Here is a 15,436-nt window from a genome sequence, read left to right on the forward strand (position 1 = left end):
TCAGGCCGCGATCGTCAGTTCCCGCCGCTGACTCTCGACCCGCCTTCGATACAGCTCATTCGATGCCAGGTCTTTGGTGGTGATCACGTCGACAGCACACCCCGATCAAGGTCGCGACGTCGTCCTCCAGCCCCACGGAGTCGGCGAAAGACGAGTCGGGGGCTAGCTCAACGAGCCGATCAAGGTTCGAGTCAGGTCCGTCATCACCTCGCGCGACCGAGCCGAACACCCACGATCGCCCGATGGGATAGCGAGCGAGCACGCGCCACCTCCCGGCCGTGGCGTTCGAATAGCGTCGATGGGTGAATCACGTTCACCAGCCTGGTTTCCAGCCGGCAACCAGCTGCCCGCAGCAATCGTTCGAGAGTCTCGACCGAAGGCTGCCGCCGACCCGATTCGATCACCGAATTCGACATCATCGTGGCTAGTCTCGATCGATGTTGCGCGGGACATATGATTCGCTACTCGACGACGGTCTTCGCAACCACGTGCCCCTACCGCTGGGCCGCGCAGAAGGTGCGCCAGGCGGCGGGAGTGAGCGTGAGGACGCCGCCGTGCGGGTCCTTGGAGTCGCGCACCGACGTGACCCGCTCGGTCACCGCGACCTCGACGCAGTTCCCGTGGGCGTCACTGTAACTGCTGGTGTGCCAGGGGAAGGCGACCTCGACGCAGTTGTGATCTGCATCGCTGTAGCTACTCTTTCGCCAGGTGGCGTGGGAAAGCTCCGGGGCGTTCATGGTCGGCTCCTCGCACTAGGTCAACTCGCCTGCGATCTCGGCAACGAGCCGGGCCGACTCCTCCGGTGACAGTGCCACGGCCCGCAGCCGTCTCCAGGTCAGCCTAGCGCGCTGGATGACCGGCTCCTCCTCCAGCAGGCCGCTGATGGAACGCGCGTCGAAGGACACCAGCGTCGGCTGGTCGTCGAACTCCAGGATTATCAGCGGGCCACCGAGGCCGGGGTGTTCCTCGGTCGTGAACGGCACGACACGCAGTTCGACCTTCGGTCGCTGGATCATGCCGAGCAGGTGCTGCAGCTGACCGTGCATCACCCCCGCGCCGCCGAGCGGACGGCGCAGCGCCATCTCGTCCACGATCACCGACAGCGTCGGCCCCCGGTACCTGGACAGCACGGCCTGCCGGGACATGCGGGCCGTGACCATCGCGTCCACCTCGTCCTCGGACAGCAGCGGGTTCCCGGTGCGGATCACCGTGCGGGCGTAGTCGCCGGTCTGCAACAGCCCCGGTACGAGCAGCGACTCGTAGTTGTACAGCGCCACCGCCTCGTTCTCCGCGCGGATCAGGTCCTTCAGCGGGTCCGGCAGTTTGCCACCGATGTGGACCAGGTTGCGCTGCGCGCCGTTGCGCACCAGGGTGAGCAGCTCCTCGCGGTGCCTGGCCGGAACATGCAGCACCCCCAGCACCGCGGCGACATCGTCCACGTTGAGGCCGCGAACCCCGGTCTCCATACGGCTGATCTTGCTGATCGAGCAGCCCAGAGCCGTGGCGACGTCCTCGCAGGTCATCCCCTGTTCCTCGCGTAGCCTGCGCAGCTCCGACGAGACCCTGCGCTGCCGGATCGACGAACGTGCCCCTCCAGTCATGCGCACACCCTCCGCGGTTGCCACCCCGGCAAGAAAGCCCCATCACCCGATCGGACAGTTGCTTGCACGACCGGAGCACGGCGAACGTAACCGCAGGCACAGACATCTGGAAGGGGACCAGCGATGCAGAAGACCGTCACCATCAGCGGTACCTACGCGGCGTGGACACTCACCCTGTCCGTCGACCTGCCGGAGGAGCAGGTCGAGGAACCGATCACCGAATGGCCGCACAAGATCGACCGGGTCGCGGAGTTCTTCTACGACATGGTGAACTGCTGCGAGGACGCCAGGGACGCCCAGCTGGCGCTCAATGGCCGGCGGTGAGCGCGGGAGCTACCAGGCGGTGCTCGGGTCGGCGTGCTGCTGGATCCAGGCGTGCATGACGATGCCCGCCGCGACCCCCGCGTTGATCGAACGGGTGGAACCGAACTGGGCGATCGACACGGGCATCGCCGCCTGCCGCGCTTCCTCGGACAGGCCGGGGCCTTCCTGCCCGAAAAGCAGCATGCACTCGCGCGGCAGCGTGACGCTCTCCAGCCGGTGCGCGCCGGGGGTGTTGTCCACGGTCACGATCGTCAGGCCCCGCTGCGCCGCGAACTCCACCAGGGTGGGGACATCGGGATGGTGGTAGAGGTGCTGGTAGCGATCGGTGACCATGGCGGCGCGCCGGTTCCAGCGCCGCTTGCCGACGATGTGCACCGCGGCTGCGGCGAACGAGTTGGCGGTGCGCACCACGGTGCCGATGTTGTGGTCGTGCTGGAAGTTCTCGATCGCCACGTGGAACGGGTGGCGCGTGCGGTCCAGGTCCGCCACGATCGCGTCGCGCCGCCAGTACCGGTAGGCGTCGACGACGTTGCGGCGGTCGCCGTGCTCGAGTAGCTCGGGGTCGTAGTGCTCCCCGCTCGGCCACGGGCCCTCCCACGGGCCAACGCCCACGTCGTCGTGCGTGGCCCACTCGGTCGGTCCCGGCTCGCCGGTCGGATCGTCCGCTGTCACGTCCATCCCTGCCACGCCTTCGCGCCGGGTCAGGCCAGCCCGAGGTCGGCGCGCCCGAGGAGGCTGCGGTACGTCAGCCCACGCTCCTCGACCGCTTCGCGGGCGCCGGTGTCGCGGTCGACCACCGTGGCGACACCGATCACGGTCGCTCCGGCCTCGGTCAGCGTGTCCACAGCGGTGAGCACGCTGCCGCCGGTGGTGGAGGTGTCCTCCACGGCAAGCACCCGCTGCCCGGACACCTCGATGCCCTCGATACGCCGCTGCATCCCGTGCTGCTTCTCGGACTTGCGCACCACGAACGCGTCGAGCACCTTCCCGTCGGCGGCCGCGGAGTGCAGCATCGCGCAGGCGACCGGGTCGGCACCGAGGGTCAGGCCACCGACGGCGACGTAGGACCAGTCAGCGGTGAGCTGGCGCAGCAGCGTGCCGATCAGCGGCGCGGCCGCGTGATGCAGCGTGGCCCTGCGCATGTCCACGTAGTAGTCGGCCTGCTGGCCGGAGGACAGCGTCACGGTGCCGTGCACAACGGCCAACTCGGTGACCAGCCGGGCCAGCTCGGTCCTCGCGGAGTGCTCGACGGCGGGAACATCGGTAACGGGGTCCACGGTCCCCTAGCGTCCCAGGTCGTGGAGCCGAACGTGACATCGGGCTCCTTCTATGGAACCGATGTCACATCGGTTCCATAGGCGCATCCGGGTCAGCCTTCGTTGTGGTCGCGCCGGTGAGCCCAACGCGTCGAACCCCAGGTGGCGACGTGGCATGCGACAGCGACGGTCGCGAGAGCTACCGCGAGTACCCAGTGCCCGTCCGGGCCCGGATAGCCGACGAGCGGCAAGTAGTCGCGAACCAGGGGCTCCATGTTGTAGACGATCCCGTGGACGAAGTAGGCGAGCAGCACCAACCCGCCACCGAGTAGCGGGCTCATAACGACCGCGATGATCGATACCGTGGCGGCAAGGGTCAGCGCGTTCGCGAGAACCCAGTTCGTCGGCACATCCCCGGGAATCCGCGTAGTCGCGGTGGTAGCAGGAAGCATCGAAACGCAGAGACCGACGATCGCCGAGACGCCCGCCACAACGCGGCAACGCACCCCGCCCAGCCGCTCCCATGTCCAGAACCGGGAACGCAGGAGTGACGCCGCAAGTGTCGCGGTGACGATCACGATGATCTCGACGAGCGGGAGCCGATGCGTGTGCTCGACCGACAGGTCGATCCTGATCGCCATACGGGCGGACAGCGTACTAACAACACTCATCAACGCGCCGGCAACGACAACCAGGCCGATCCGCCGGGATGCTGCGACACGTCGCAGCGGTGCGCTCATGGCATATCCGTCTCGTTCAACGCACAGTTCCGAATGGCCTCGGCGTGCCGGGCGCCCCAGGATGCCAGCTCGTCCGAGGAGAGATGGTCGAAGGGTGTCTCGACAGCGTAGCCCTGGTCAGGATGGCCCGCGGAACGGAGCATCGCGATATAGAAGGCCTGCGCCGCTCCCACGCCATTGCGGAAGTCGGTTACCGTTCCGCTGGGAACCGCGCCGCACGCCTCGAGCCCGCTGAGCCGTTGCGCCACCGCGAACGCCGTCTCTGTCGCGGTGTCGTTCCCCGGATACAGTCCAATCCATACGGTCGACGAATCGACATTCCCATCGGCCGAGTCCCCAGCTCCGGCGTCATCCGCCAACGCTACGGACCACACCCTCCGGAGTTCCTGTGGTTGTACACCGCTCACCGCGAGCAGCTTCCGCGTGGTGTCGCGCATCAAGTCGAGCTGGGAGGCTTGACCCGCGTGTACGCAGTACTCGACACCCGAGGCAGTCGTGCAGCTGGCCGGAAGGTCGCCTTCCTTCGCGAAGAGCGCCGGAGGATTGCTCACCGGCAGCAATATCGTCGCGATCAGAATCACCGCGATCGCGGAACTGGTCGGCGACGGGACTTTCCACCGTCTACTCCGGCGCAGTGCGCGAGCCGAGAACCAGGCAGCCGCGCCCACGATGATCGCGCATGCGGCAAGGCGGTAGACCAGGAGCGAATACGGCTCGACCATGCCGAGAGTCCCCGTCGATCCGGACACCGGGATCGCCGCTTCCAGCCCCCTAACTTCATGTGCGGCAATCCCGATTCCGGCGAACACGCACGCAAAGGTGATCGGCGCCAGCCAGGCGGTACCGGAAAGGACACCAGCCGTATAGCCAACGGCGATCGCGGCAAGCATGCCGGCTACTCCGGTCAGCATACTCAACAAGTACGGAGCGCCGTGCTCGGCTCCGGCGATCGTGCTGATCACCAGCGGTGCCAGGCCAACACAGTACGCACCTGTCAGCAGCACCATGAGGACCGCGAGGTGCCTGCGCATCACCTCACGGCCGTTGCGTGGCAGCCACGGCTGGCTGAAGATGCGGCTCGCTGCGGTCGCCCGACCCGCAACGTAGGTCGCCGCCGACGCAGCGACCGGAGCCGCGAGTTGCAAGTACTCGTGGAACGCTGTCGAGGTTCGCGCCCACGTCTGGTACTCCTGGCCGAACAGCGGCCAGGCCTGTAGCAGGACCGTCGCTACGATGGCCATGCACGCCACGAGGAGCACGACCCGGCCGAGTGGGACCCATGTTGCCGCTCCGTCGCGCACTATCCCGCACCGCCTTCGAGACGCGCGATCAGCACGTCGTAAGCACGTTCGAATCGGGACCCCAACGTCACGGAGTCGTCGTGAGAACCGGTGTCGGCGTCAGCGATGGCGTCGTTCAGCTCCTGCAGATCCCCGGCGAAAATGAGCCGTCCCTCAGCCAGGACACCCACTCGATGACAGAGATGTTCGATGTCTTCGAGCAGGTGACTGGAGATGACGACCGTGCGGTCAGCACCGATCGCCGCGATGCGCTCCCGCATTCTCAAGCGCTGGCCCGGGTCCAGCCCGACAGTCGGCTCGTCGAGGATCACCACCGAAGGGTTGTGCGCGAGGGCGGCAGCCAGCCCCAGGCGTTGCCGTTGCCCACCGGAGAGAGTGCGCACACGCGCTCGAGCGAGTTCACCGATGCCCGCTTCCCGCAGCGCGCGCTCGGCCGCCGCGGAGCACTCGGCACCCGGCAGACCGTGCACCCATGCGGTGTACTCGACGGTATCGTGTACGCGCATCTCCGGGGCGAGAGAGAACCGCTGCGGCAGGAAACCCAGTTCCCGCCGCGCCGCACGGCGGCCGGACGAGTGCTCCAGCCCGTTCCCGCCCACCGCGATTCGCCCTGAATGCGGGCGCAGCAAGGTCACGAGTAACGACAGCAAGGTCGTCTTGCCGGCACCGTTCGGTCCCAGCAACCCGGTTACACCTGCCCCGAACTCCCATGTCACGTTCGCCAGCGCGGGTTTTCTTCCATAGGAGAAGCTCACGTCGGTGAACGCGACATCCATCCGAGAATCTCCCCGTCGTCCAAAGAAACAATTCCTACATCCGGATTACACACAACTTCCGGAGGTGGGTAGCGAACGGTTCACGTGTTCGCTACCCACCTCCGGAACGAATCGCACCGCTAGCAAAGCGTACGGTGACTTCCTTCGGCACTGCCTCCCGCGTCACTGTTCATTGTCATGTAATACTCGTTGTTCCCATCGCACGCAGCAACGACACGAAGGCTGCCATTGGTGATCGTGTCGCTGGCGGAGGCGATTCTCGAGTCCGGCCACCAGCTGAGATCCTTGTACATCGCCGCCGCGACGCTGGCCGACCTCGCACACGTGGGACCGCGTGTGCCATCGCCGTACAACGTCGAGCCACTCTGGGACACAACTGACGCGCCGACCGTGCATGCGTAAGCCCCCGGATCATCGGCCCACGCTGTCGAGGTCATCGCGAGCCCCCCTGCCGTCAATGCACCGACCATCGCTCCGACAGCGACCGTTCGCTTGAATTCCACGAATTCGCTCCTCTCCCACGAACGAGTCGCACGACTCGTTCGTTATCGCGAAGCACAGAAGGTAACCATCCCCAGTGATAGTTAGTAAAGCCCCCAAAGACCGGAGTGAATACCCCCAGGCAACTCGGTCCAATACAATGCGTAATGCAGCAATCATATTATGTGACGATCATCGGGCCGTCAAGACTCGTCATCCATCAGGGACCCCCGGAGAGCGGGCGGCGCGCGGCGGTCATCCCGCGAGGGCGGGGGAGCCGAAGGTGGCCGCGGTTCCATAGAAGGAGCCGAACGTGACATCGGGCTCCACCCTCCACACCGGATCCGCCGGCGTCTGCCCGGCTCAGGTGCGGGTGCGGCCCGCGGCGAGCTTGTTCTGGGCGAACCGGCGCAGCGGGGGCGGGACGAGGCGGCCTGCGCCGACGATGGCCTTCCAGCGCTTGCCCGGCACCGATACGGTCCGGCCCCGGTCCAGATCGGCGAGGCACTCCCGCGCCACCCGGTCGGCGTCCAGCCACAGCCACCCCGGGATGCGCGAGACATCGTCGCCGGAGCGCTGGTGGAACTCGGTGCGGGTGAAGCCTGGGCACAGGGCGAGCATCCGGACCCCGGTACCGGCCAGCGACGCGGCCATGCCCTCGGAGAACGCCGTCACCCACGCCTTCGTCGCCGCGTAGGCCGGCCCCGATGCGGGGAAGAACCCGGCCACGCTGGACACGTTCACCACGGCACCACCGCCGCGGCTGACCATGCCGGGCACGGCCGCCCTCGTCAGCCGCAGCACGCTCGTCACGTTCAGGTCGAGCTGGGCCTCGAGCCGGTCCGGGTCGACCTCGTCGAACCGCTCGTTGAGCCCGAGCCCCGCGTTGTTGACCAGCAGGTCGACCGGATGGTCCTTCAGGTGCCGCTCGACCTTCCCGCGCTGCTCGGCGTCGGCGAGGTCGGCAGGGAGCACCTCGGCGGTGACCCCGCGCCCGCCGAGCTCGGCCGCCATCCCACGCAGCCGCTCCGCGTCCCGCGCGACGAGCACGACATCGTAGCCCCGATCGGCGAGCCTGCGTGCGAGCGCCGCTCCGATACCCGCTGTCGCGCCCGTGATCAGTGCTGTGGCCATCGCCAGCTACCTTCCTAGCGCCGGTGCGCGCCCGGATGCGTCCTCAGAGTTCCCCGTGCGGGCGCTCGTGCATGGTGTCCACGGGCCGCACCCCGTCCGGTGGGTTCTGCCAGACGTGCCTGCCGTCCGGCCCGTCCTCCTCATCGGCGGGGTCGATGATGTCGGCGATCTCGCCGACATCGCGCAGCAGCCGCTCCAGGCGCGACGGGCCCGCGTTCGCCGACACCGCGGCGAGCACCCAGTCGTGCTCGATCCACAGCACGCTGACGTCTCCGCCGAGCTCGTCCGCGGCATCCACAAGGTCCTGGGTGATGGTACTGCGCGCAGCCTCCACATCGTCGGTGAACGCGTAACGCTGCCCGGCGGGGCCGAGCAGCTCCGGCATGTTCGCCCGCTGGAACGGCACGCTGGCCAGCCACAGCTCGAGCAGCACCGGGTACGCCTTGCCGCACCGCACGGCAACCACCACGGCGGGGATCTGCCGGTCGGTCTCGATGTCGAAGATGTAGACCGATCGCCTGCCCTCGCTGGTGAAGGTGGTGCCTGCGACGACGTTCACCGCCGCGTCCGCACCGAAGTACCCCATGGCGCCCTCGGTCCAGTGGCTGACCATCCTGGGATCTTCCTCGGCGAACTGCCAGCCGCGCAGGTCTGCCCAGCGCAACCGCTCCCGGTTGCGTTGTCCCTCGCGCGCACGGTCCGTCGCGAGCAATGCCAGACCGGACACGAGCGCCACGAAAGCGATCACGAACCAGATCCACGCCGGTATACCCACGCGGTACAGCCTAACGCGCGACGGCCCGGTACCTCGATCGCCGCTGCGTGTCGCGGGAAGTCGGGTCGAGCCGAGGGACCCCTTGGGTACATCACGTGCACCGAAGGCGCCCTTCGGCTCGACCCCGCACGGCGCGTCAGGCCGCGCGGGTCACGCTGAGCTTGGTGGCGTTGTCGGTGTCCGGCACGTCCACCCGCACCGTGTCGCCGTCGCTGATCTCCCCGGCAAGCAGCTTGCGGGCCAGCTCGTCGCCGATCGCCGACTGCACCAGCCTGCGCAGCGGGCGAGCACCGTAGACCGGGTCGAACCCGCCGACAGCGAGCCACTCCTTGGCCGCGTCGGTGACGTCCAGCGTCAGCCTGCGCTGGGCGAGACGGTCGGCCAGCCGCCGCACCTGGATCTCCACGATCGACGTCAGCTGCTCGGTGTCGAGCGAGCCGAACACGACCATGTCGTCCAGCCGGTTGATGAACTCCGGCTTCAAGTGCTGGCGGACCACGCCGAGCACCGCGTCCCGCCGTTGCCACTCGTCCAGCTCGGCATCGGCGATGACCTGCGAGCCGAGGTTCGAGGTCAGCACGAGGATCGTGTTGCGGAAGTCCACCGTGCGGCCCTGGCCGTCGGTGAGCCTGCCGTCGTCCAGTACCTGCAACAGCACGTCGAACACGTCCGAGTGGGCCTTCTCCACCTCGTCGAGCAGCACCACCGAGTACGGCCGCCTGCGCACCGACTCGGTCAGCTGACCACCCTGGTCGTAGCCGACGTACCCGGGTGGGGCGCCGACGAGCCTGGCCACCGAGTGCTTCTCGCTGTACTCGCTCATGTCGATGCGCAGCATCGCGCGCTCGTCGTCGAACAGGAACTCGGCGAGCGCCTTGGCCAGCTCCGTCTTACCGACACCGGTGGGGCCGAGGAACAGGAACGAGCCAGCGGGCCGGTCCGGATCGGACACCCCGGCGCGCGCCCTGCGCACCGCGTCGGACACCGCATGTACCGCCTCGTCCTGGCCGACCACGCGCGCGCCGAGCTCGCTCTCCATGCGCAGCAGCTTGCCGGTCTCGCCCTCGAGGAGCTTGCCTGCCGGGATCCCGGTCCACGCGCTGACCACGTCGGCGACGTCGTCCGGCCCGACCTCCTCCTTGAGCATCACCTCGTCCTGCATCCCGGAGTCGTCGGCCGTGGCAGCCTCCAGCTCCTTCTCCAGCGACGGGATCCGGCCGTAGCGCAGCTCGGCCACGCGACCGAGGTTGCCGTCGCGCTCGGCGCGGTCCGCCTCCCCGCGCAGCTGCTCGAGCTGCTCCTTGAGGTCGCGGATCCGGTCGATGAACCCCTTCTCGTTCTGCCAGCGCGCGGTCAGCGCCGAGAGCTTCTCCCGCTGCGACGCCAGCTCCTCACGCAGGTTGGCGAGGCGTTCCCGCGAGGCGGCATCGTCCTCCTTGGACAGCGCCATCTCCTCGACCTCGAGGCGCCGGACAGCGCGCTCCACCTCGTCGATCTCCACCGGTCGCGAGTCGATCTCCATACGCAGCCGGGACGCAGCCTCGTCGACCAGGTCGATCGCCTTGTCCGGAAGGAACCGCGCTGTGATGTAGCGGTCCGACAGGGTCGCGGCTGCCACCAGCGCGGCATCGGTGATACGCACGCCGTGGTGGACCTCGTAGCGCTCCTTGAGCCCGCGCAGGATGCCGATCGTGTCGGGCGCGGACGGCTCGTTCACCATGATCTGCTGGAAGCGCCGCTCCAGCGCCGCATCGGTCTCGATGTGCTTGCGGTACTCGTCCAGCGTGGTGGCACCGACCATGCGCAGCTCGCCGCGGGCCAGCATCGGCTTGATCATGTTGCCAGCGTCCATGGCGCCCTCGCCGCCCGCGCCGGCACCAACGATGGTGTGCAGCTCGTCGATGAAGGTGATCACCTCACCCTCGGACTCGGTGATCTCCTTGAGTACCGCCTTGAGCCGCTCCTCGAACTCGCCGCGGTACTTGGCCCCGGCGACCATCGCACCGAGGTCCAGCGCCACGACCCGCTTGTTGCGCAGCGACTCCGGCACATCGCCCGCGACGATGCGCTGCGCGAGGCCCTCGACGATCGCGGTCTTGCCCACGCCGGGATCGCCGATGAGCACGGGGTTGTTCTTGGTGCGCCGGGACAGCACCTGCACCACGCGGCGGATCTCGCTGTCCCGGCCGATGACCGGATCGAGGTCGCCGGACCGTGCCCGGTCGGTGAGGTCGAGCCCGTACTTCTCCAGCGCCTGGTACGTACCTTCCGGGTCCGGGCTCGTGACCCTTGCCGAGCCGCGCACCTTGGTGAACGCCTCACGTAGCGCCTCGGGGGTCGCGTTGTGCCTGCGCAGCAGGTCGGCGACCTTGCCGCCCTCGGAGGCCAGCCCCACAAGGAGGTGTTCGGCCGAGACGTAGTCGTCGCCGAGCTCGGTGGCCAGCTGCTGGGCGCGGGTCAGCGACTTCACCGCCTCCGAGTCGAACTGCGGCGTCGACACCGCCGACCCCGTGGCCGACGGCAGACCCTGCGCGATGGGTTCCAGCTCGGAGCGCACCTGGCCGGGGTCGGCACCGACGGCGGTGAGCAGCGGTTGAGCGATCCCCTCGCTTTGCGCGAGCAGGGCGCCGAGCAGGTGCGCGGGCCCCACGTCGGGGTTTCCGGCAACGGTCGCGGCCTGCACGGCCGACGAGATCGCCTGCTGTGTCTTCGTCGTCGGGTTGAATGCGTCCATCCCTCTCCTCAAAGCCTCAGAGCACACTCTGTGTCGTGTGTTCCATCTCATACTGCCTACTGGCGTCGCGGCTCACCGCGCCACCATCAGCTCTGCTAGGACAACGCGAGGAAACTTGAGTTAGTTCCGCTCAAGTTTGTGACGTTTCACCAGTGAGCACCGAGCACCTCCCGGCCGTCCGCGCCATCGCCTCCGCATCGCAGGCGACCCGATATGCACGGTTCGGAACACCCTGAAACCGCAACCGCCACCACGCCATCGCGCCCCTGCGTACTCATTCGTCACACGACCAACGGCGGTACGCCACGAAACTCACTCTTGTGTGTCACCGGATCTTGTTGTGCACTACGCCACCATGTCCATAACTTCAGTCAACGCGTTGGCCACCAGCCAACCCGACACGGCAGGCCCCTTCCTCGCCCAACAGGGCGGCGGGGCCGAGACCGAGTTCCTTGCCCGTATCGAACAAGTCATCAACAACACCTTCGACCCGATCGCCAACTGGCTCAGCACCGCCGTCTTCTACGAGATCTCCGTGTTCGGGGTGACCTTCCCCTGGATCGTCGCCTGGCTCGTACTCGCGGGCTTCGTCTTCACCCTCTACTTCGGGTTCATCCAGTTCCGCGGTTTCAAACTCGCCACCGAGATCGTCCGCGGTAAGTACACCAGCAAGGACGACCCCGGCGAGATCAGCCACTTCCAGGCGCTGACCTCCGCGGTCTCCGGGACCGTCGGGCTCGGCAACATCGCCGGTGTCGGCGTCGCCGTCACCATCGGTGGCGCGGGTGCGACCTTCTGGATGATCCTTGCCGGGTTCCTCGGCATGTGCACCAAGTTCGTCGAGTGCACCCTCGGGGTTCGCTACCGTGAGGAACACCCGGACGGCACCGTGTCCGGCGGCCCGATGCACTACCTCCGCAAGGGGCTCGCCGAACGGATACCCGGCAACGGCGGCAAGATCGCCGGCACCGTCCTCGCCGTGCTGTCCTCGGTGATGATCCTCGCCTTCGGCTTCGGCGGCGGCAACATGTTCCAGGCCAACCAGACCGTCGCGCAGATCCGCGACACGACGGGCGGGGAGGACAGCTTCCTCGCCGGTGACGGCGCCGCGCTGATCTTCGGGCTGATCCTGTCCCTCGTCGTCGGCGGCGTCATCTTCGGCGGAATCAAGTCCATCGGACGGGTCACCAGCAGGCTCGTGCCCTCCATGGCACTGGTCTACATCAGCGCCTGCGCCGTGGTGATCCTGTTCAACATCACCTCGGTACCCGACGCGATCCGGCAGATCCTCGAGGGAGCCTTCACCGGTCACGGCGTGCTCGGCGGGGCGATCGGCGCGCTGATCGTCGGCTTCACCCGCTCGGCCTTCTCCAACGAGGCCGGCCTCGGTTCCGCCCCGATCGCGCACTCGGCGGTCAAGACCAAGCACCCCTCGTCCGAGGGCCTGGTCGCGATGATCGAACCGTTCATCGACACCGTGGTCGTCTGCACCATGACCGCCCTGACCATCATCATCGCCAACACCGCGATCTGGCGGGAAGGCCAGCAGGCCGTCTTCGAGAGCGGGGACCGTGGCGAGGCGCCGGACGGCGTGACCGTCACCTCGCACTCCTTCGAAACCGTGCTGCCGTGGTTCCCCTACGTACTCACGATCGCCGTCGTGCTCTTCGCTGTCTCCACCATGATCACCTGGGCCTACTACGGGCAGAAGGCATGGACCTACCTGTTCGGCAAGAGCGACCTCAGCGAGAACGTCTACCGCGTCGTGTTCTGCGCCTTCGTCGTGATCGGCTCGGTGCTCACCTTCGGCAGCGTGCTGGACTTCGTCGACGCGGTGCTGTTCCTGCTGGCGCTGTTCAACATCATCGGGCTCTACATCCTGGCGCCCGTGGTCAAGCGCGAGCTGGCCGCGTTCCGGTCCGGGGTGCGCTCCCGAGAGATCGAGAAGGTGCAGTAGCGACCAACCCCCTGGCAGCCCCGGTATCGCGCGGCGCGATACCTAGGGACACGGATCCGGGCCGGCCCCGCACGTGTACGACACGGGCGGGGCCGGCCGCGTTCGACAGCCACGTGCCGACGGCGGGTTCCCAGCAGAAGTATGGTGCAGTCTGGTATGGCGTACTCGTGCTCGTCCGGTGCCCGCGCCCCGCTGCGCGCAGGTCGCGGCTCGGCCGGCCGTGCATGACTCCCAGCGCAACGAAGTGGACCCCGTGGATTCGTACCCAGAGCACATGTCGCCGGCGGTCAGCCCGGTACCGCGGACGCGTGCGTCCAGGGAGGCCCCACCCGCGGTCGCCGCGATGGTCCGGTTGATCAAAGAGACGTGGGCCGAGGTCGAACCGGACGTGGCCGAGCTCTCCGCGACCTTCTACGACTTGCTGTTCCGGCTCAGCCCGGACATCCGGGAGATGTTCCCCATCAACATCGAGGCGCAACGCGGCAAGCTGGTGCGCGGCATCGCACACGTGGCGCAGATGGTCGACCGCCCGGACGACCTCGTCCCGTACCTCAACCAGCTGGGCCGCGACTACCGCAAGTACCACGTGCGCTCCCGGCACTACGAAGCCATCGGCACCGCGATGCTGGGCGCCCTGCGGCACCACCTCGGCGCGCGCTGGACCGAGCAGGTCGAGCACGCCTGGGCCGAGGCCTACACCGTGGTGGCCCGGTCGATGCAGGAAGCGGCCGACGCCGACCCGAGCCCCGCGTCGCTGACCGGAACCGTGATCGACCACCGCCGCCTGACCTGGGACCTGGCACTGGTCCGGGTGCAGCCGGAAACACCGATCAACTACCGCGCCGGGCAGTACATGAGCATCGAAGTCCCGCAGCGCCCGCGGCTGTGGCGATACCTGTCGCCTGCGAACGCGCCCCGCAAGGACGGCGTGATCGAGTTCCACGTGCACGCCGTGGAGGGCGGCTGGGTGAGCAGGGCCATCGTCAGCCACACCCAGCTCGGCGACGTCTGGCGGTTCGGCCCGCCGCTGGGCAGGCTCAGCGTGGACCGCGACGCAGGCAGGGACGTGTTGATGATCGCGGGAGGCACCGGCCTCGCACCGCTGCGCGCGATTGTCGACGAGCTGTCCCAGTGGGGCAAGAACCCCAACGTGCACCTGTTCTACGGCGGGCGTACCGGCGAGGACCTCTACGACCTGGACGACCTGCGCGCGCTCGCCGCCACGAACCCATGGCTGAGCATCGTGCCCACGGTCGAGGACGGCTCACTGCCCGGAGCCGAGCGAGGGACCCTGGCCGAAGCCGTCACCAGGCACGGGGCATGGCCGGGACACGACGTGCTCGTGTCCGGATCACCACAGATGATCAAGGCGACCATCTCGCGCATGCTCGTGGCAGGAACCACGCTCGACCAGATCGCCTACGACCCGTTCACCCTCAACTGACCGGGCTCGCCGCACTGCGCAGCGGCCTCCCTGCGCTGCTGACGGACACCGAAATAGTCACCGCCCTTGCGCTTGCTGTCGTCGGTGCCCCAGGCGCGGTGCCGCTCGGCCGGTTTCAACCGCGGGATGTGCTTGCGGCAGTGGATGTAGGCCTCCGCGATCTCCACGACGACCCAGCGCTCCGGGATCCGTCCGCGTACGGTCTCCTCCGGGATCCCGGTGAACTCCTCCCGCATCTTGTCGTCCTCGACGATCCGCGCACGGCCGTTGATGTGCAGACCGATCTGATCGCGCACGAAGTCGATCAGCATGATCCCCACATGCGGGTTCTCGATGATGTTGCCGAGGCTGGCCATCACCCCGTTGCCCCGGTACTCGGGATACGCGACGCACTTGTCGTTCAGCACCAGAAGGAACCCCGGCGGGCCGGCGCGCAGCGAACAGTCCGCCTCCCCGTTCGCGTCGGCGGTGGCGACGAACGCCATGTCCATCCGGCCGACGAACTCCTGCATCTCCTCGTTGAGATGGTCGAGCATCTGGTCGTTGTAGAAGCGCTCGGCCCGGGTCGTGGTGCCGCAGGCCTGCTGCAGCTGGTGCTCGCCTTCCGACCCGGGATTCGCCGGGGCGGGGTCGAACAGCGCTGGCTGGTAACCCTCCGTGAGCTCCCCGGCGACCGGCGGATCGACCGGTGGCTGGGCCGGTGCGGGTCGCTGGGCCGACGGCGCGGGCGCAGGCGGCGGTGCGGCCTGCTGCGGGGCCGGTGGAGGCGTCCCGCCGGACACTTGCGGGGGTCCGTACTGCTGGGTGTGCGGAGAATCACTGGAGTCCGGTGGCGTCAGGTCCATCGACGCCATGCGTGCCAGTCGGCGCGAATGCTTGATGTCCACGAGGTTTCCCACCGGTTCTAGGGATCG

The 15,436-nt window shown here is 67.8% G+C and carries 15 protein-coding genes; 3 read left to right on the top strand and 12 right to left on the bottom strand.

What is annotated here, in order from left to right; all coding sequences use genetic code 11:
• Nucleotides 1–55 precede the first annotated feature (55 nt).
• The 3 genes from H0B56_RS23045 to H0B56_RS18765 form a co-directional block, all read right to left on the bottom strand.
• Nucleotides 56–262, bottom strand: coding sequence for a nucleotidyltransferase family protein (locus tag H0B56_RS23045; protein WP_343063952.1), 207 nt, complete (start codon nucleotides 260–262; stop codon nucleotides 56–58).
• A gap of 232 nt (nucleotides 263–494) precedes the next feature.
• Nucleotides 495–737, bottom strand: a complete 243-nt coding sequence (locus H0B56_RS18760; RefSeq protein ID WP_180894398.1) for a DUF397 domain-containing protein — start codon at nucleotides 735–737, stop codon at nucleotides 495–497.
• A gap of 15 nt (nucleotides 738–752) precedes the next feature.
• Nucleotides 753–1,601 (bottom strand): helix-turn-helix domain-containing protein, encoded by an 849-nt coding sequence (locus H0B56_RS18765; RefSeq protein ID WP_180894399.1) that lies wholly within the window; start codon nucleotides 1,599–1,601, stop codon nucleotides 753–755.
• 123 nt (nucleotides 1,602–1,724) lie between these two features.
• On the opposite strand from H0B56_RS18765, the gene H0B56_RS18770 reads away from it, so the two are divergent.
• Entirely contained in the window at nucleotides 1,725–1,925 is a 201-nt protein-coding gene (locus tag H0B56_RS18770) for a hypothetical protein (protein WP_180894400.1), read from the top strand.
• Between the two features lie 9 nt (nucleotides 1,926–1,934).
• Here the strand turns inward: H0B56_RS18770 and H0B56_RS18775 are convergent, their stop codons facing one another.
• The 8 genes from H0B56_RS18775 to clpB form a co-directional block, all read right to left on the bottom strand.
• Nucleotides 1,935–2,597, bottom strand: a complete 663-nt coding sequence (locus H0B56_RS18775; protein ID WP_343063953.1) for a TrmH family RNA methyltransferase — start codon at nucleotides 2,595–2,597, stop codon at nucleotides 1,935–1,937.
• Nucleotides 2,598–2,626: 29 nt separating this feature from the next.
• A complete protein-coding gene (gene pyrE, locus H0B56_RS18780) occupies nucleotides 2,627–3,202 on the bottom strand; it encodes an orotate phosphoribosyltransferase (RefSeq protein WP_180894402.1) in 576 nt (191 codons plus the stop codon).
• A gap of 92 nt (nucleotides 3,203–3,294) precedes the next feature.
• Complete coding sequence (locus H0B56_RS18785; protein WP_180894403.1) at nucleotides 3,295–3,822, bottom strand: hypothetical protein; 528 nt, start codon at nucleotides 3,820–3,822, stop codon at nucleotides 3,295–3,297.
• Nucleotides 3,823–3,917: 95 nt separating this feature from the next.
• Complete coding sequence (locus H0B56_RS18790; RefSeq protein WP_180894404.1) at nucleotides 3,918–5,066, bottom strand: hypothetical protein; 1,149 nt, start codon at nucleotides 5,064–5,066, stop codon at nucleotides 3,918–3,920.
• 155 nt (nucleotides 5,067–5,221) lie between these two features.
• Nucleotides 5,222–5,998, bottom strand: coding sequence for an ATP-binding cassette domain-containing protein (locus tag H0B56_RS18795; RefSeq protein WP_180894405.1), 777 nt, complete (start codon nucleotides 5,996–5,998; stop codon nucleotides 5,222–5,224).
• 843 nt (nucleotides 5,999–6,841) lie between these two features.
• Nucleotides 6,842–7,612 carry an SDR family NAD(P)-dependent oxidoreductase gene (locus H0B56_RS18800; RefSeq protein ID WP_180894406.1) on the bottom strand — a complete coding sequence of 257 codons (771 nt, stop codon included), beginning with the start codon at nucleotides 7,610–7,612 and terminating at the stop codon, nucleotides 6,842–6,844.
• Nucleotides 7,613–7,655: 43 nt separating this feature from the next.
• Nucleotides 7,656–8,387, bottom strand: coding sequence for a type III secretion system chaperone family protein (locus tag H0B56_RS18805; protein WP_343063954.1), 732 nt, complete (start codon nucleotides 8,385–8,387; stop codon nucleotides 7,656–7,658).
• Nucleotides 8,388–8,523: 136 nt separating this feature from the next.
• Nucleotides 8,524–11,121 carry an ATP-dependent chaperone ClpB gene (gene clpB, locus H0B56_RS18810; protein ID WP_180894407.1) on the bottom strand — a complete coding sequence of 866 codons (2,598 nt, stop codon included), beginning with the start codon at nucleotides 11,119–11,121 and terminating at the stop codon, nucleotides 8,524–8,526.
• Nucleotides 11,122–11,476: 355 nt separating this feature from the next.
• Here clpB and H0B56_RS18815 point away from each other — a divergent pair, with 355 nt between their 5' ends.
• Both H0B56_RS18815 and H0B56_RS18820 read left to right on the top strand, forming a co-directional pair.
• Nucleotides 11,477–13,078 (top strand): alanine/glycine:cation symporter family protein, encoded by a 1,602-nt coding sequence (locus H0B56_RS18815; RefSeq protein WP_180894408.1) that lies wholly within the window; start codon nucleotides 11,477–11,479, stop codon nucleotides 13,076–13,078.
• A 343-nt stretch (nucleotides 13,079–13,421) separates the two neighbouring features.
• Nucleotides 13,422–14,522 carry a globin domain-containing protein gene (locus tag H0B56_RS18820; RefSeq protein ID WP_180894463.1) on the top strand — a complete coding sequence of 367 codons (1,101 nt, stop codon included), beginning with the start codon at nucleotides 13,422–13,424 and terminating at the stop codon, nucleotides 14,520–14,522.
• On the opposite strand, the gene H0B56_RS18825 is transcribed toward H0B56_RS18820, so the two are convergent.
• On the bottom strand, nucleotides 14,498–15,376 hold the full coding sequence (locus H0B56_RS18825; protein WP_343063955.1) for a pyridoxamine 5'-phosphate oxidase family protein: 879 nt from the start codon (nucleotides 15,374–15,376) through the stop codon (nucleotides 14,498–14,500). The genes H0B56_RS18820 and H0B56_RS18825 overlap by 25 nt on opposite strands.
• Between the last annotated feature and the right edge of the window lie 60 nt (nucleotides 15,377–15,436).

This window comes from Haloechinothrix aidingensis, assembly GCF_013450155.1.
Lineage (GTDB): Bacteria > Actinomycetota > Actinomycetes > Mycobacteriales > Pseudonocardiaceae > Haloechinothrix > Haloechinothrix aidingensis.